We start from the raw sequence: 17,119 nt of genomic DNA, 5'->3' as shown, positions 1-17,119 counted from the left end.
TTGACTAATACAGAAAGTGACCGGCAATGATCACTTCATGCGATAGGTCAGGCCGCACACCGGCATTTGCCTAGGCCTTGCGCTCCAGCTGGCGCTCGATCATGTACTTCACTGCCAGGCGGCGCTCCTTGAGGTGGCGCAGGTCTTCGTCGACGAAGTTGCCTGCCGAGATCGATTCGGCGGCCAGCACCTGGTTGTCGATGTCCATGTACTCATCCAGCAGCCGGTCCAGCGCCTTGTCCTGCTGGCGGCGTTGCTGGACGATTTCACGCGGGTAGTGCAGGTCCTGGTAGAGGTCGTGGGAGACAGGCATGAGGTCCTCCTTGGTCAATGCAATGGGCTTATCTGATTGGAAGGGAGGAATGCGATTGTGTTGAAGCGAAGCGGAGGGAAAGCGACGGATGGTCGCGGCCACAACGCTGAAATGACTAACCCGCTGTTTTTTGGCAATTTTTTTTCATCAGGGGGTTCACAGACCGAAAGTTTGTTGTTAAAGTGCCGCGCATTCCAAGACAACAACCCAGTTGTCACTCAGTTGGAATTGTCAGAGCAGCGAATGCTGCATCCGATACAGGGGCGTCGCCAAGCGGTAAGGCAGCAGGTTTTGATCCTGCCATGCGTTGGTTCGAATCCAGCCGCCCCTGCCATTTTCCAGATTCAAACGTATATGCCCGGTGCTTAGAAAGATAAGCGCTGGGTTTTGTCGTTTCCGTATTTTTAACCCCGCCACACGATTGCTGCAGGAGCGGCCTTGCCGGGCCGCTCCTGCAGTCGCGGGTTACCCGGCAATGCCCAGCATCTCGTTCAGCACCCTCGCCAGCTCATCCCCCTGCACTGGCTTCTGGATCACCACGCTGCCCGGCAACTCCAGCCCCTGTAACTCTGCATAGCCAGTCAGGAACACCACCGGCAGATGCGGGAACCCTTCGCGGGCCGCCAGCGCCAGTTGCGCGCCGTTGAATTCCGGCATGGCGAAGTCGGTAAGCAGCAGGTCGATCTCGTTGTCCAGCAACGCCAATGCCTGTTCGCCGCTGTGCGCCTGACGCACCTGGTAGCCATACTGGCGCAGCACGTCGCCCAGCATGTCACGCACCAGATGGTCATCATCCACCAGCAGCACCGTGCGGTTGCGGCCGCTTTCGCTCACCGACTGGCTGGGCATCGGTACCACCGGCTCGCTCACGGCCTGGTCCTTTACTGCGGGCAGGTACACCGCCACCTGGGTGCCGTGGCCAGGCGCGGTGTCGATGCGCACGCCTCCCCCGGACTGCTTGGCGAAGCCGAACACTTGGGCCAGGCCCAGGCCCGAGCCCTTGCCGATGTCCTTGGTGGTGAAGAACGGCTCGAACACCTTGGTCAGCACGTCTTCGCTCATGCCGCAGCCGGTATCGCGGATGCTCAGCATCACGTACTCGCCCGGGTCAGGGTCTTCCGGGCGTTGCGGGCGGCTATCGATGCGGGTGTTGCGGGTGGTCAGGGTCAGCTGGCCGCCGTCAGGCATGGCATCGCGGGCGTTGATCGCCAGGTTGAGGATGATCATCTCGGTCTGGGTGGGGTCGGTCAGTGCCTGCCACAGGGCCTGGTCCAGGTCCAGGCGCACTGAGACGTTGCCACCCAGGGTGCGGCGCAACAGCTCTTCCAGGCCGGCCAGGGTCTGGTTGAGGTTGAGCGCAACCGGCTCCAGGCGCTGGCGGCGCGAGAAGGCCAGCAGCTGCGACGTCAGCTTGGCGCCACGCTCGCCTGCTTCGCGGATGTGGGTGAGGCGCGTGCGCGCTTTGTCCAGGTCGGCCTTGGCCAGGTCGCGCTCAAGGAAACTGGCGCCGGTGAGGATCACCGTCAGCAGGTTGTTGAAGTCGTGGGCTACGCCAGCGGTCAGCTGACCGACGGCTTCGAGCCGCTGCATCTGCTGCAGCGCCGCCTCGATGCGCTCGCGTTCGTTGATCTGTTCGCGCAGGCGGGCGTTGGCTTCTGCCAGGCCCAGGGCGGCTTCGCGCTCGCTGGTGATGTCGCGTGCCACCACATACAGCAGGGTGTCTTCCGGCACCACCACCCACGATAGCCAGCGCTGCTGGCCGCCGGCATGCAGGATGCGGCCGACGAAACGTACACTGGTACGGCCATGGGCGAGGGCAGCCAGTTCGGTCAGCAGCAGTTCCTGGTCGGGCTCGGGCAGCAGGTGCAGCAACGACGTTTGGCTCAGGCGCTCGCGAGAGAAGCCCAGGCTGGCTTCCCAGGCGGGGTTGAGTGCGACTGGGGTCAGGTCCTTGTTCAGCACGGCCAGCAGGTCCTGCGACAGCTCCCAGGCACGGTCGCGTTCGCGGGTGCGGCGTTCGACCCTTTCCCCCAGCATCTCGTTTAGCTGACGCAGCGCCTGGGTGGCCAGGCGTTGCGTGTTGATGTCCTGCAGCACGCCGGAAAAACGCACGCACTGGCCATCGACGAACTGGCTCTGGCCGCTGCTGAGCAACCAGCGCGGTTCCAGGCCGTTGGGTGGCGCGATGCGAAATTCGACCCGGTAGCGGCCGCCGCTTTCCGGGCGCATGGCGTGTTCCACCGCCTCACGTACCAGTGGCAGGTCGTCGGGGTAGATACCGGCGTAAAACACTTCAAGGGTCATTTCGGTGCTGGCAGGCAGGCCGAACAGGGTCTTGCAGCGGTCATCCCAGAGCAGCAGACGCTCTTGCGGGCGCAGGTCCCAGGTGCCCATGCCGGCGGCGTCGATGGCAATCCGCGCACGTGCTTCGACATCGATCAGGGCCTCTTCGGCGCGGCGCCGGCGCTGGCGTTCCTGTACTTCGGTCAGTGCCCGGCGTACGGCCTTGGGCAGCAGTGGCAGGTTTTTCTTCAATACATAGTCGGTGGCGCCCAGGCGGATCATTTCCACCGCGTGCTCTTCGCCGTAGATGCCGGACAGGAAGATGAACGGAGTGTCCGGTGCCAGGCGCTGGGCGATGGCCAGCACCTCCGTGCCAGACGAACCCGGCAGCACGCAATCGCACAGGATCAGGTCGTAGCGGGCCTCACGCAGGGCATGTTCGACACCCACATGGTCGAACACCAGCTGTGACTGCACATGCAGCCCGCTGCGTTCCAGGCGCATGAGGGTAAGCTCGGCGTCCATCGAGCTGTCTTCGACCATCAGGAGGTTCAATGGTGTTTGCTGCATCGTTGCGGCGGCCTCAATTGCTACCGCGACGGTTCAGCCGCAGTGAGCCGGGTGGCGGTTCGTTAAGCACTGCCCAGAATACCCCGAGGTCGGAGATGGCGGCGACGAATTCCTTGAAATCCACCGGCTTGACCACGTAGGCGTTGACCCCAAGTTCATAGGCGCGCAACAGGTCGGGCTCCTCCCGCGAGGAGGTCAGCATCACCGTGGGGATACTGCGCAGTTCGGCAGTGGCGCGTACTTCCCTGAGCACTTCCAGGCCATCGACCTTGGGCAGTTTCAGGTCCAGTAGCAGCACGGCAGGGTTGCCGTCATCGCGTGCGGCATAGGCGTTGCGGCGTAGCAGGTAGTCAAGTGCGTCGGCGCCGTCGCGCAGCACGATGACCTCGTTGGCCAATTGGCTGCGCTCCAGGGCCAGCAGGGTCAGTTCCAGGTCCCGGGGGTTGTCTTCGACCAGCAGGATGGGTTTGAGCATGATGGTAGCGGTGCCTCAGGTAGCAGTATTTCGGGGGAGGGTGAAGTGGAAGCTTGCGCCCTGGTCGATCTGGCCTTCGGCCCAGACCCGGCCATCATGGCGCTCGATGATGCGGCGCACACTTGCCAGGCCAATCCCTGTGCCCTCGAAGTCTTCCATGCGGTGCAGGCGCTGGAATACGCCGAAGAGCTTGTTGGCATAGGCCATGTCGAAGCCCACGCCATTGTCGCGGATGCAGATCTCGGTTTCGCCAGGATGCTGTACGGCACTGATGCCGATGTGTGCCGGTGTACGGCCGCGTGTGTACTTGATGGCATTGGCGATCAGGTTGCGCAACGCCATGTTGATGAACGCCGGGTCGCCGATCACCTTGGGCAGCGGGGCGATGTCCCAAACGATTGCGCGGCCTTCGTAATCGGGGGCCAGCTCGCTGCGAATGGCTTCGACCAGAGCGTTCAGGTCGACGTCGGACAGGCGCAGGGCCGAGCGGCCCATCTGCGAGAAGTTGAGCAAGTTGTCGACCAGGGTGCCGGCAAAGTGCGCCGCTTCACCGATATGTTGCAGAAAGCGCTTGCCGCGTTCGCTCAGGCCCTGGCCTTCCATTTCGCCAAGCAGTTCGGTGTAGCCGGCGATGTGCCGCAGGGGGGCGCGCAGGTCATGGGAAACACTGTAGGAAAACGCTTCGAGTTCCTTGTTCGAGCGGCGCAAATCGCCGGCCAGCTGTGCCAGTTCTTCGGCTTTGCGCAGGACGATGCCAAGCACGGCGGTGCGCAGTTCCAGCACGCCCTCGATCACCAACGGGTCCCAAGGCTCGCTATAACCGCGCAGTTCTTCCTGCCAGCGTTCGAAACTGTGCCGCGGGTCGAGGTTGCCCTGCGGCCCGACCTGCTTGGTCGGCTGGCCCGCCCAGTTCACCGTGCGCACCTGCTCGGGCCGGAACCACAGCAGGTAGTGCGAGTGGATCTGCGAGATGGCTACCGCCAATACACCACCGGCATGGGTGGCCAGCTCGGGCAGGTCAATGATGTCGCGGCGCACGTTGTCGCTGTGGAACACCGTGTCTTCGCCGCGCTGGCCAAGCCAGTGCACCAGTGCAGTCACCTGGGCTTCAGGTGGGGTCTGGCCGATCAGGTCACAGCGTTCGGCCGAGATGACTGCGGCGCCCTGGGCACCGGCAAAGGCCAGCAACACCTGGGGCAGGTCGCGCAGGCCGTCACTGACGCTGTCGTGATCGGCCATCGACGAAATCATGCGCACGATGTGCTGGCGCAACGCTAGCAGCTTGCGCGTGCTGGCATGGGACTCGCGGGACTCGATCTGCAGCGACAGCACACTGGCCAGCAACTCGCAGGCCGTGCGGGTACGCAGGTCCACCGCGCGCGGCTGTTGGTGGTGGCACGACACCAACCCCCACAGCTCGCCGTCGACCACGATCGAGAGCGACATCGAGGCCAGCGTGCCCATGTTGCGCATGTACTGCAGGTGCACCGGCGAGACGCTGCGCAGCGCGGCGAAACTCATGTCCAGTGCCTTGCCGGTGCGCGGGTTGATGGCCGGCAGCAGGGGCGAGGGCTGGTAGTTGGCATCCTCGATAACGCGGATGCGGTTGACCCGGTACAGTTCGCGCGCCTGGCGCGGGATGTCTGCAGCCGGAAAGCACAGGCCCAGGTAACCGGGGTAGCCTGGGTCGGCCACCTCAGCCAGTACCTGGCCGTTGCCCTCGGCATCGAAACGGTATGCCTTGACCCGGCCAAAGCCGGTAATGCGCTTGAGCTGCACCACCGTTTGCTGCAGCAGGTCTTCAAGGCTGCTGGCCAATTGCAGGCTGCCGACAAAGTTGCGCACCAGCGGGTAATAGTCGCCTTGCCCGGCCAGCTCCGGCGACAGGCGAGGCGGTTCGAATTCAGCAATCAGTACTTCGTCGTGGCCGTGCACCAGCAAATGCAGCGGGTTGCCGTAGGGCGCACCTTGGCGCAAGCGCACGTCGCCGATGTGGAAGGGGAAGACTTCATCTTCGGGCAGCCGTGCAAGCTGCGCGTGCAGGTCAAAGCCATCGCGGACCAGATTGGCGAAGGGGCAACCGATCAGTTCACGGGCCGGCAAGCCCAACCAGTGTTCAACGTTTTCACTGGCCTGCAGCACGCACAGGTCGATGGGGTCCAGCACCAGTAGAAAACCGTGGGGCTGGATGCTGCTCGGCACGTGGATCGGTTCCCGGGCACAGCGCTCCATGGCTTCTGCCAGCGTGGTGTCTGCAGTCATCAATGAAAACGCTCCTGTCATGTCCGTCCATGTATGGCCCAGGTGCCTGGCGCTGGAGGAACGTGGTTCACCCTACCAGAAACCAGGCACATTTACCGGCCCTCGGCCATTGGAGACACGGGGGTGGCCTAGGGTTCTGCGCTGTTCCGGCTTTTTTTTTTACGGGGCGCTATCGCTTTATCGCTAATACCAAAAAATGGCTTGATGCCACCACCGTTGCGCTGCCTCGCTGCTACGCTCTGTTCAGGACGTTTCAACAAGGATAACAAGGTGACGGAGCGCTTAATGGCCGCGTTGTTGGGCCTGTTGTTCAGCGGCAGTACCGTGGCAGCGGATTTTCTCGTGGAAGTGCGTGTGCTGGTGCAGCGTGGCTGCATGCTGGTCAACCAGACCCGCGATGCGGGAGCCCAGGCCCTCGGACGCATTGACCTGGGCACGGCGGCACGCCTGGACGGCCCCGGCGCGCCGCTCAGCGGCGTTCTGCTTAGCCAGCGCCCGCCGCGCCTTGAGTGCAACCCGGACACCCCTTATCAGGTGCGCGTCGATGGCGGCCAGCATGGCGGCGTCGGCGAGCTGCGCTACCTGGCCAGCGATGACCGCACGGCTCGGCCCATCCCTTATCGTTTGTACCGCGACGCTGCCTGGCGCGAGCCTCTGGCGGTAGGGGTCGCCCAGTCGGCAAGGGTGCCGAGCAGCGGCTCGGTCGAGCTGCCGTTGTACGCACGCATCGACAAACTGGCCTGGGTGCCGAACGCAGGGGTTTACGCCGACCTGCTGAAAGTCACGGTCACCTGGTAGGGACGCCACCATGCACAAGGACGCCACGCCATGAACCGCACTTCGATCCTGTTGCTCACCCTTGGCCCGTTGCTGGTGCCCGGTGGCGTGGCGCATGGCAGCACCACCGGTTTCATCCAGGCGCGGTTGGTGATCAGTGCAGCCTGCCAGATCAGCAGCAACGACACGCAACCGGCTGTACTGGGCAACCCGGGGCTGCTGGACTTTGGCGAGCGCGGGCCTAACTGGGACCAGCCGCTGCGCAGCCGGGTTGACGAGGCGGGCGGCGCGGGCACCCTGCAGATCAGTTGCACGCCCGAAGTACGGGCCTTCAATGTACGGATCAATGGCGGCCTGAATGGCGACGACGGCGTGCGCCGGCTGAGCAACGGCCGAGAGCTGATCCCTTATCAACTGGCGGTCGACCCGGGCGGCAACAGCCGCTACGTCATCGGCCAGGCGCGTGCCTTCACCATCAACAGCACCCAGCAAGTACCGATTCCCATTTACGGTGTGGTGGTGGCGCAACCTCGCGCACTGCCGGCCGGGCTGTACCGCGACACCCTCAGAGTGACCCTGGACTGGTAACCACGCAAGGAGACTCCGATGCGAACGAACCTTTCATGCTGCATGCTCGCAGGCCTGGGCCTGGCCCTGGCTTCCCAGGCCCAGGCCGCCACGGTGACCGGCAGCATCAACTCGACCCTGACGCTGATCTCGGCGTGCCAGGTAAATGGTACCTCGGGCACGTCGGGGCTCAATTTCGGTGCCTTGAACTTCGGTACCCAGGATGCCTTGTTCGTCACCGCCAATGCCCAGGTGCTGGGAGGCGGGGGGGGTGCGATGAGCATCCTGTGCTCGGCGGGTACGGTGCCTGTGGTCAAAGTGCGCGCAGGCCTGCATGACGGCCAGTCGAGCGGTGGCACCCGTGCGCTTGCCGATGGGGCCGGCAACTTTGTGCCGTATGACCTGTACACCGACACCGGACGTACGACGCTGCTGGCCATCGACGGCACCATCACCCTGCCGACCAGCACTGGCGTGGCCCAGACCGTCAACCTTTACGGCAAGGCCGTGGGCAAGGCGGGGCTGCCCGCAGGGGTCTACAGCGACACGATCTCGGTCGAACTGTCGTTCTGACCCATGCGCGGCTGGCTGGCAGGTGGCCTGAGCGGAGTCGGCTTGCTGTTGGCTGCCCCGTTGGGGGCGGTGACCACCAGTACCTTTACGGTGACGGCGCAGGTTGTTGCCGGGTGCCTGGTGATGGGCGGTGTGACCAGTTACGGGACGCTGAATTATGGCTCGCAGTCGGCACTTTCCACGGGGTTGCTCAGCACCTCGCTGGGTGGCTCTACAGTGACCTTCCAGTGCACGCCGGGCGTAGCCATGAGCATGAGCCTGGACGGCGGGCAGAACAGTGCCAGTGGCACACGCAACCTGAAGCGAACGAGCGGCACGCAAGTGCTGGCCTACCAGTTGTACCGGGACGCGGCCTACACCCAGAGCCTGGGAATCGGCCAGAGCGTGGCCGTGAGCTATTCCGACCCGACGGCGATCAAGCTGCCGGTGTACGGGCGGGTCCAGCTGACTGGCGTGCTGCCGGCAGGGACCTACACCGATGTGGTGCAAGTGACGGTGACCTGGTAAACGCCAGCGCCACCAACGACAAGTGTCTAAGGAGAGCTGCATGCGGGCAGGCGCGAAGTGGGCGCGTGGATTGATCGGATTGTTGTGGCTGGCGAGCCTGCCGGCCGGGGCGGCCACCTCGGTGCTGATCTGGCCGATCGACCCGGTACTGGAGGCCGACCAGAAGGCCGGTGCACTGTGGTTGGAAAACCGTGGCACTGCGCCGGCCAATTTGCAGGTACGGGTATTCGCCTGGCGCCAGGGTGATTACCAGGAGCAGTTCCAGGCGCAGCGCGAGATCATCGGCAGCCCGCCGGTCGCCAACATTGCCCCCGGGCAGAAGCAGCTGATCCGCCTGACCCGTACCGGCCCTTCACCTGCCGGTCAGGAACAGGCCTACCGCATCATCATCGACGAGATCCCGCCCGCCATCCCGGTCGACAAGGCCGAGCCCGGTACTACTGCGGCCATTCGTTTGCAGATGCGCTATTCGGTGCCGCTGTTCGTCTATGGCGAGGGGCTGTTGGGCAAGGCCGACCCTGAAGGCAAAGGCAATGCCGAAGGCGTGGGCAAGCCCCAGCTCAGTTGGCGGCCGGTGACGGTGCAGGGCAAACCCTACGTTGAACTGCGCAACACAGGCCCCGTGCATGCGCGGCTGACCGATGTGGTGGTGCAGCAAGGCAGCCAGAGCAAACCCCTGGCTGAAGGCCTGCTGGGTTATGTGCTGCCGGGCGCCAGCATGCGCTGGCCTGCCCCCGTGGCGTCTACCAGCGGCAGCGTATTGAAGGGCAGGGTCAATGGCCAGAGCGCGGCGGACGCTATCCGCCAGGGCCAATGAGTCAACGACTGAATGCAGTGCAGGGGCCAGGGAGGACCCAGCAATGGTTGGAAACCGTGTGTGAAATGGCTCTCGGCGACGACGCGCCGCTGGTGCCTGGGGCTGGTCATGGTCAGCCCTGGGCTGGCGCTGGCCGACAACCTGCCCCCGCCGCCCACGGAGATGTCCGCCATCGCCGACGCTACCCTGTACCTCGACCTGGTGGTGAACCAGATGCCAAGGGCTGAGCTGGTGCCGGTGCAGCAGCGGGCCGGGCAGTTGTACCTGGGCAGCGACGTACTGCGGGCAGCCGGTATTTCCTTGCCGGGCAACCCCCAAGGCGAGGTGGCGCTGGACAGCATCGCGGGGCTGCACACCGACTACGACAGCCAGAACCAGCGCCTGCTGCTACAGGTGCCGCCGGCCTGGTTGCCCGACCAGCAAGTGGGTGATCGCAACCTGTACCCGGCCAGCGACGCGCGCAGCAGTTTCGGCGCCTTGTTCAACTACGACCTGTATCTGAACGACACCGATGAAGGCGGCACCTACCTGGCAGCCTGGAACGAGCTGCGCCTGTTCGACAGTTGGGGAACCTTCTCCAGTACCGGGCAATGGCGCCAGTCATTCAATGGCGCACAGGCGGACGATACGCGCCAAGGCTTCATGCGTTACGACACTACCTGGCGCTTTACTGACGAACAGCGCCTGCTGACCTACGAAGCCGGTGACTTCGTGACCGGCGCCTTGCCCTGGAGCAGTTCGGTGCGGGTGGGCGGCGTGCAGCTGTCGCGCGACTTCGCTGCGCGCCCCGATCTGGTCACCTACCCATTGCCGGCGTTCGCAGGCGAAGCAGCGGTGCCGACGTCGCTCGACCTGTTCATAAACGGTTTCAAGTCCAGCACCACCGAGCTGCAGCCAGGCCCGTACACCCTGACCAACGTGCCGTTCATCAACGGTGCCGGGGAGGCGGTGGTGGTCACCACGGACGCCCTAGGCCGGCAGGTGTCGACCACCTTACCGTTCTATGTCACCAGCAGCCTGCTGCAAAAGGGCCTGTCGGACTACTCGGTGGCCGCCGGTAGCCTGCGCCGTGATTACGCGGTGCGCGACTTCAGCTATGGGCCGGGTGTGGCCTCGGGCAGCCTGCGCTATGGGCTCAGCGACACCTTCACCCTGGAAACCCACGCCGAAACTGCCGAGTCGCTGATGCTTGGTGGTTTGGGCGGCAACATGCGCCTGGGCAACTTCGGCGTGCTCAACGCGGCCTTGGCGCAAAGCCGGTTCGACGGTGACAAGGGCCACCAGGTTGCCTTGGGCTACCAATACAACAGCCAGCGTTTCGGCTTCAGTTACCAGCGCCTGCAACGCCACGGCGACTACGCCGACCTGACCCGGGTGGACTCCCCGGACATGCAACTGAGCAAAAGCAGCGAACAGGTCACCCTCAGCCTCAACCTGAACGAGTACGGCAGCGTGGGCGCCGGTTACTTCGACGTGCGAGCTGGTGATGGCACGCGCACCCGGCTGATCAACCTGAGCTACAGCAGGCCGCTGTGGGGTGGCAGCAGTATGTACCTGTCAGCCAACCGCGAGGTCGGCGACAGCCAGTGGGCCGTGCAGGCGCAACTGGTGATCCCGTTCGACCTGCACGGCACCCTGGCCCTCGGCATGGAACGCAGCAACGAAGGCGAAAGCCTGCAGCGAGTCAACTACAGCCGCGCGGTGCCGGTAGGTGGCGGTGTCGGTTACAACCTGGGTTACGCCGCAGGCAGCGACCGTGATGCCTACCGGCAGGCCGACGTCACCTGGCGCTTGCAGTCGGTACAGTTGCAGGCGGGTGTGTATGGCAGCAGCGGCGAGATGACCCGCTGGGCCGATGCGAGTGGCTCGCTGGTGTGGATGGATGCCGGGCTGTTTGCCGCCAACCGCATCGACGATGCCTTCGTGGTGGTCAGTACCGGCGGTTACGCCGATGTGCCAGTACGCTACGAAAACCAGGAAGTCGGGCGCACCGATGCCGGGGGCCACCTGCTGGTGCCGTACAGCAGTGGTTACTACCGCGGCAAGTACGAGATCGACCCCATGGACCTGCCACCGGACATCCTTGCAGCGGAGGTGGAGCAGCGTGTGGCCGTGCGCCGGGGTAGCGGCTACTTGCTGGAGTTCCCGCTCAAACGCGTCATGGCGGCCAGCATCGAGCTGGTGGATGGCAGCCAGCAAGTGCTCAAGCTGGGCAGCCGTGTCACCCATGAAGAAAGTGGCAGCCAGGCAGTGGTGGGCTGGGATGGCCTGGTGTATCTGGAAAACCTGGCGGCGCACAACCGCCTGCAGGTGGAGCTGGAAGGTGGTGGGCATTGCGAGGCGGTGTTCGATCTGCCTGAGGTACAAGGCTCGATCCCCTTGGTCGGCCCCCTGGTGTGCAAATGAAGGCCTGCAGGGGCAGGGTGTGGGCGTATGCCTTGCTGCTGTGTGCGGGCCCGGCCTGGGCCAAGTGCACATCGGTAGCGACTTCGGCAGCGGCATTCGGCTCGCTCAACTCGACCCAGGTACGTACCGCGGTACAGACGGCTTCCAGTGCCAATTCGGGCCTGCAGTGCAACGGTTCGGTGCTTAGTGTGCTGAGCAGTACCGATTCCTTCGTGGTGAAGATCACCTCGGCCACCAGCGGCCTGGTAGGGCCCACCGGAGATGTCATCCCCTACACGCTGTACGCCGACGCCACCACCACCTATCCGATCACGCGGGGTACCGGCTTCGAGTTCAGGACCACCGGCATCCTCGACTTGCTGGGGTTGCTCAACGGTACACCCAAAGCCGTGCCGATCTACATGCGCACTCAGATCAACGCCAACGTTGCGGCGGGGCTCTACCAGGAAACCCTCAATGTCGAGTGGACCTGGAAGTACTGCGATGGGATTGGGTTAGGCGGCATCTGTATCGGGACTGACCAAGGCACTGGTACCAAGCCTTTGACGGTGAGCATGACGGTGACCAATGATTGCCAGATCACCACACCCAATATCAGCTTCGCCAGTGCGCCTGTGGTGGCAGGGTTTGGCACGGTGAGCCAGGGCATAAATGTTGCGTGCACCAAGGGCAGCAACTACACGGTGGGGCTGGATGACGGGCAGAACGTGGCCAGCGGACGGCGACGGATGAAGTCGTCGGCCAACAACTACCTCGCTTATGACATTTTCAAGAGCGCAGGGGCGGTGCGTTGGGGGTCAACGGGGGCTGCCAGGCGTTCCAGCACGGATGCCGACGTAAACCCCGGTGCGGGTACCGGCACGGGTAGCCAGGTGTTCAACTACAACGCCAAGGTCTATACCGACCAGGCTACGCCGCCGGCGGCAACTTATTCCGACAGTGTGATACTGGATGTGCAGTTTTAACTGAACTTCATGCCTGCCACGGTCCCCTGTAGGAGCGGCCTTGTGTCGCGATGGGCTGCGCAGCAGCCCCAGCAATATGTGCTGGGTTTGCGATCGTGGGGCCGCTACGCAGCCCATCGCGACACAAGGCCGCTCCTACAAGGGCCGGGTGAGGCAAGGCTCAGCGCAAATCGTCCGCCATTTTTGACAGGGTCTCCAGCACCGCCCCCGCCAGAGCCTTCGAACGTGCACCCGACCACCCGGTTACCGGATTGGGCGCGTCGTCATGGTCCTTGAACGGCATCTCCAGCGTCAGCGACAGGCAGTCATGGGCCATGCCCACGGCATTGCAGGCCAACGTCGTATTCGCCTGCCCGGGCTCGTCACGGGTATAGCCGTGCACGGTCTGGAAGTCGCGGGTCACACTGCACAAAGTGCTGCGGAACTGCTCTTCCAGTTTTGCCAGCCGTGGCGTGTAACCCGGGTTGCCCTCGCAGGCGGCGGTAAACACGTGCGGAATCTCTTCGTCACCATGCACATCGACGAAGGCATCCACGCCGTATTGCTTCATCTGCGCCTGGGCGAAGAATACTTCCGGGGTCAGCTCGACGCTGGCGTCCTGCCAGGCACGGTTGAGGTCCTTGCCCTTGAAGTTGGTGCGCAGATGGCCGAGGAACGCGCCGTCGGGGTTCATGTTGGGGATCAGGTACAGGTCGGCCTTGGCCAGCAAGCCCTGGATCATTGTGTCGTTGGCTTGCAGGCGGTCGATGACGCCTTCCATGAACCATTCGGCCATGTGTTCGCCCGGGTGTTGCTGGGCAATCAGCCACAGCTTGCGCTTGCCAGCCGCGCCATCGCCGGCTCGCAGCAGGGGAATGTCGCGGCCCTGAACACTGCGACCACTGGCCAGCAGCTCGACCCCAGGTATTTGCCGAGCACGTTCGATCAGCTGGTTGTGGCGGGCGCGCGAGTAGGGCTCGAAGTAGGCGAACCAGATCTGGTCCTGTTCAGCCGTTACCTCGAACGACAGCGCTGAACCGTCAAACTGGCTGGGCACACGGAACCAGCTTTGCTGGTCGTAGCTGGCCACAGCGTTGTAGCCGCTCCAGGCGTTCTTGTACGAAGAGCCCGAGGCATTGTCGAGGCTGAAGCGATGGACCTGCCCCGGCGTCAGCCCGCTGACCTTGAAGTGGAACCACTGGTAGTGGCCGCTGTGGGTGTCCGGGCGGATGGCCAGGTGAACCTGGGCCGGGTTGCTGGCATCCAGCACCTGAATGTTGCCGGAATCGAATGCGCAGTCGATCTGCAGGGGGGACAGCGTCACGGTCATGTGCCGGGCTCCTTTGCGGGCATTGTTGTAGGGGTACTGTACACGGCTTGGCAGGGTAGCTGCCTCTTTAACGCGGTTGTCATGCGGCCATGGCAGCATCCGGGCCCCCCTTCGCGCAGGTGAAACCACAGTGCATTCCGGCATGACCCGCAAGCCCTGCATGCTTCGCTCCTGCGACATGCGCAGCGATGACTTTGGTGCTTTGTTCACCCAGATGTTCGGTAGCCTGTATGCCGACATGCCGCCGCTGGCCCAGGGCATCAGCATTGGCGGCGTATACGGGCGCTTTGAAGGCATGAGCGTGCGACGCATGCAGTATGGCGGCGATTTCAGCATCACCCTGCCCACGCCACAGGATGAGATCACCTTCGTGCTGCCCACCGCTGGCAAGATCATTTTCGACCACCGTGGCGAATCGATTGGTGGTGCTCAGGTGGGGCTGGCGGTCGACAAACGCGACATTCGCACGGTGCGTTTTGCCGAAAACCATGCCCAGTGCGGCATGTCGATCCGCCGCGGGTTGTTTGCCGAGCGCCTGTCCCTGTTGTTGGGCCAGCCCTTGGCGGCACCGGTGTGTTTTGCACCGGTGGTTGACCTGGCGTTGCCGGTGTTCCAGGGCATACGTGCGTTGCTGGAAATGGCCACCGGTACGCAGTTCGACCAGCTGACCAATACTGGCATGCTGATGCCGATTCGCCTGCAGGAAATGGTGGTGGATGCAGTGCTTGAGGCCTGGCCCCACACTTATAGCGATGCACTGCGCAGCCCGGCACCTGCGTTGGCGCCGCGCCATGTGAAACTGGCGATGGCCTACCTGCACGAGCACCCGGCGCGCTTGGTCAGTGGCACCGAGCTGGCGGGGTTGGCCAATGTCAGCCTGCGCGCCTTGCAGGATGGCTTTCGCCGTTTTGCCGGGACCTCGATTGTCGGGTATCAACGGCAGGTGCGGCTGGAAAGTGCGCGCCAGGTGCTGGCGCGCGGGGAGGGCGGGTCGGTGGCCGAAGTGGCCTTGCGCCATGGGTTCAGCAATGCGGGGCGTTTTGCCCGGCACTTCCAGCAGGCGTTCGGAGTAAGCCCGTCTGAAGTACGGCGCAGTGGTTAGCGCTGCCGGGCACCGGCTTTGCCGGTGTTCGCGGGTGAACCCGCTCCCACAAGGTTCACTGCAGCCTTCAAAAATGCTGGAGTGCCTGTGGGGGCAGGCTTGATCACGGTCTGCAAGGCCCGCGCCGTCCTTGTGGGAGCGGGTTCACCCGCGAACACCGGCGCAGCCGGTGCCAGCGGTTTCAGGATCAGAACGCGTAGCTGGCCTTGAGGCTGCCACTCACCCCGTGGCTGTCACCACCGCCCATCGCCGCCACTTCGCCGCCGACACTCAATGCACCCAGGTTGGCCATCAGGCTCACCCCGCCAGTGAACTGATCGCGGTTGTCGAATGCCGCACGTTGCTCGACATCCAGCCCCAGCAGATGCCCCTGGCTGTCCACCTGCTGATCACCCAAGGCATGCTCGTAACCCACTTCCACCCCTGGCACCACCTGCCAGCTGCCTGCTGGAATTGGCGCGAACGACGCCTTGAGGTTGGCCACTGCACTGCGGCGGGTTGCTTTGAGGTCGTCCACTTGCAGGGCCAGTTCGCTGCCTTTCTCGGTGAAGCCGTTCAGGTCGACGTGGCTGACACGCACGCCAAGGCTCGGTTCCAGCACCACGCCATGGGTGGGCAAGCGATAACCCAACGCCAGGCTGGCGCCCGCCAAGGTGCCGTGGCTGTCACCCTTGACCGTGCCCAGGCCACCACCCAGTTCGCGCTTGCTGGCGTAGTCTAGCCAGCCGGCATTGATGTCGGCGTCAAAGAACAGCCCCTGCTCCAGGCCTCCGGGGGCAACCCGTGCGCCCAGGCTCAGGAAGGTCAGGTCGGTGTCGGCCTCGCCACCGGCACCGCCCACATTGCCGCGGCTGTAGCCAAAACCGGCATGGCCGCTGAGCTGCCCGGAAAAGCGCTGGGTCACGCCCACCATAACCCCCTGGCTATGCGCGTTGCTGCTGGCCGCATGGGCTGAGCTGTCAGTGCCCAGGTAGCCGGCCAGCGCCGTGCTCCAAAGGCGCGCCTGGCCGACCTTGAGGTTGCTGGCGTCGGCAAAGGGCGAAGCCGCACGCTCGACCATGGCGCCCTGGCGCAGCAGGTAGCTGGCGGCATCCGCGTGCACCTGGCCGCCAACGGTCGAGGTCACGCCGCCCAAGGTGCCGGCATCGATAGCCGATTGCAGGTAGTAGTTGTAGGCGCTGTAGCTGCCCGACAGCGAAGTGTCCTGCAGCTCGCGCAACAGTTGCGCGCCTGCGGCAGCGTTGCCCATCAGGCCAGCCTCGCCGGGCAGGGAGCCATAGCGCACCATCTTGCCGCGCAACACGTAGATCGTTTCCTGGCTCAGGCCCAGGCCCTGCTTGAGGTAGTTGTCCATGTTGCCGTAGTCGGCGCTGATTTCATCGAGGCCAGCCTGCAGGTAGCTGGCTTCGACCCCCAGTAACGGCGCATAGACTTCGGCCATGCTCGTCGGCATTGCCGCCAGCGTGGCAGCCACACGGGCGGCGGTGTAGTCGTTGGTGGCCAGGTAGTTGCTCATGAGGGTGGCCTCGTCCACCCCGGCGATGCTCAGCAGCACCGCTGCCGTCCAGCCGGTGCGGTCCTTGCCCGCAGTGCAATGGAACAGCGCGGCGCCATCGGCAGCGGCCAGTTCGTTGAACAGCACGGCAAACTGGCCACGCATGCCGGCGTCATTGACGAAGGCGCGGTTGGTTTCCTGCATCATCGCCCGCGCCTGTTCTGCGCTGCTGAAGGAAATGTTGGTGATGTTGGAGCCTGATGTGGTGCTGCCAATGATGTCGATATTGGTGTAGCTGGCGCCGTCCGGCAGCGTATCGGGCGTGCTGGCGATTTCGCTTGGGGTGCGCAGGTCGTACACATCGCTGATACCCAGGCCATTGAGGGTGGCCAGGTCGGCGGCGGTCGGGGTAAGGGCATTGGCGCGGTAGAACACGCCGGCCCGCATTATGCCGTCATGGCTGGTGGTGTAGGCACTGGTAGTGCCGGCGATGTCGCGGAAATTGTCCATGCCGGCCAGGCGCGGGGTGTCGAGCGCTTCGGCGGCATGGGCGGTACAAATGGCAAGGGAGAGCAGGGACAGGGAGCAGAGCACACGTTGCAGCACGGATCAGGCCTCGGGCAGTGGGTTGGGCTGCCTACTGTCCAAGGTCAAGATGAAACTGAATGTTACAAGTTGCGGGAGCGGGTGAAAGGGTG

Annotated in this window: 14 protein-coding genes and 1 tRNA gene; 9 read left to right on the top strand and 6 right to left on the bottom strand. The window is 64.1% G+C overall.

Going from position 1 to position 17,119, the window contains the following annotated elements; translation table 11 throughout:
- Window positions 1-70: 70 nt before the first annotated feature.
- Window positions 71-313 carry a hypothetical protein gene (locus tag N805_RS12800; RefSeq protein ID WP_012271609.1) on the bottom strand — a complete coding sequence of 81 codons (243 nt, stop codon included), beginning with the start codon at window positions 311-313 and terminating at the stop codon, window positions 71-73.
- Window positions 314-572: 259 nt separating this feature from the next.
- Here N805_RS12800 and N805_RS12795 point away from each other — a divergent pair.
- Window positions 573-647, top strand: a tRNA-Gln gene (locus tag N805_RS12795).
- Between the two features lie 131 nt (window positions 648-778).
- Here the strand turns inward: N805_RS12795 and N805_RS12790 are convergent.
- From N805_RS12790 to N805_RS12780, 3 genes are read right to left on the bottom strand one after another with little or no spacing between them, the layout of a single operon-like run.
- Window positions 779-3,166 (bottom strand): hybrid sensor histidine kinase/response regulator, encoded by a 2,388-nt coding sequence (locus N805_RS12790; RefSeq protein WP_028613469.1) that lies wholly within the window; start codon window positions 3,164-3,166, stop codon window positions 779-781.
- A 13-nt stretch (window positions 3,167-3,179) separates the two neighbouring features.
- Entirely contained in the window at window positions 3,180-3,641 is a 462-nt protein-coding gene (locus tag N805_RS12785; RefSeq protein WP_028613470.1) for a response regulator, read from the bottom strand.
- Between the two features lie 15 nt (window positions 3,642-3,656).
- Complete coding sequence (locus tag N805_RS12780; RefSeq protein WP_028613471.1) at window positions 3,657-5,903, bottom strand: ATP-binding protein; 2,247 nt, start codon at window positions 5,901-5,903, stop codon at window positions 3,657-3,659.
- A 270-nt stretch (window positions 5,904-6,173) separates the two neighbouring features.
- Between N805_RS12780 and N805_RS12775 the strand changes: the two genes are divergently transcribed.
- The 7 genes from N805_RS12775 to N805_RS12745 all read left to right on the top strand — a co-directional run bounded on the left by N805_RS12775 (window position 6,174) and on the right by N805_RS12745 (window position 12,515).
- Window positions 6,174-6,701: a spore coat U domain-containing protein gene (locus N805_RS12775; protein ID WP_028613472.1), complete on the top strand. Its 528-nt coding sequence runs from the start codon at window positions 6,174-6,176 to the stop codon at window positions 6,699-6,701.
- Window positions 6,702-6,731: 30 nt separating this feature from the next.
- A complete protein-coding gene (locus N805_RS12770) occupies window positions 6,732-7,268 on the top strand; it encodes a spore coat U domain-containing protein (RefSeq protein WP_028613473.1) in 537 nt (178 codons plus the stop codon).
- Window positions 7,269-7,286: 18 nt separating this feature from the next.
- On the top strand, window positions 7,287-7,820 hold the full coding sequence (locus N805_RS12765) for a spore coat U domain-containing protein (protein ID WP_028613474.1): 534 nt from the start codon (window positions 7,287-7,289) through the stop codon (window positions 7,818-7,820).
- A 3-nt stretch (window positions 7,821-7,823) separates the two neighbouring features.
- Window positions 7,824-8,327 (top strand): spore coat U domain-containing protein, encoded by a 504-nt coding sequence (locus tag N805_RS12760; RefSeq protein WP_028613475.1) that lies wholly within the window; start codon window positions 7,824-7,826, stop codon window positions 8,325-8,327.
- 40 nt (window positions 8,328-8,367) lie between these two features.
- A complete protein-coding gene (locus tag N805_RS12755; RefSeq protein WP_028613476.1) occupies window positions 8,368-9,144 on the top strand; it encodes a molecular chaperone in 777 nt (258 codons plus the stop codon).
- A gap of 108 nt (window positions 9,145-9,252) precedes the next feature.
- Window positions 9,253-11,550 (top strand): fimbria/pilus outer membrane usher protein, encoded by a 2,298-nt coding sequence (locus N805_RS12750; RefSeq protein WP_028613477.1) that lies wholly within the window; start codon window positions 9,253-9,255, stop codon window positions 11,548-11,550.
- Window positions 11,547-12,515, top strand: a complete 969-nt coding sequence (locus N805_RS12745) for a spore coat U domain-containing protein (RefSeq protein ID WP_028613478.1) — start codon at window positions 11,547-11,549, stop codon at window positions 12,513-12,515. Before N805_RS12750 ends, N805_RS12745 begins: the two co-directional genes overlap by 4 nt.
- Window positions 12,516-12,675: 160 nt before the next feature.
- Here the strand turns inward: N805_RS12745 and N805_RS12740 are convergent, their stop codons facing one another.
- On the bottom strand, window positions 12,676-13,824 hold the full coding sequence (locus tag N805_RS12740; RefSeq protein WP_028613479.1) for a M14 family metallopeptidase: 1,149 nt from the start codon (window positions 13,822-13,824) through the stop codon (window positions 12,676-12,678).
- Between the two features lie 142 nt (window positions 13,825-13,966).
- On the opposite strand from N805_RS12740, the gene N805_RS12735 reads away from it, so the two are divergent.
- Entirely contained in the window at window positions 13,967-14,926 is a 960-nt protein-coding gene (locus N805_RS12735; RefSeq protein WP_230685721.1) for an AraC family transcriptional regulator, read from the top strand.
- A gap of 187 nt (window positions 14,927-15,113) precedes the next feature.
- Here N805_RS12735 and N805_RS12730 read toward each other — a convergent pair whose 3' ends face one another.
- Complete coding sequence (locus N805_RS12730; protein ID WP_019471076.1) at window positions 15,114-17,027, bottom strand: tyrosine-protein phosphatase; 1,914 nt, start codon at window positions 17,025-17,027, stop codon at window positions 15,114-15,116.
- Between the last annotated feature and the right edge of the window lie 92 nt (window positions 17,028-17,119).

Origin of the sequence: Pseudomonas putida S13.1.2 (assembly GCF_000498395.2) — a bacterium.
Lineage (GTDB): Bacteria > Pseudomonadota > Gammaproteobacteria > Pseudomonadales > Pseudomonadaceae > Aquipseudomonas > Aquipseudomonas putida_Q.
This window is presented reverse-complemented; position numbering and strand designations above follow the sequence as displayed.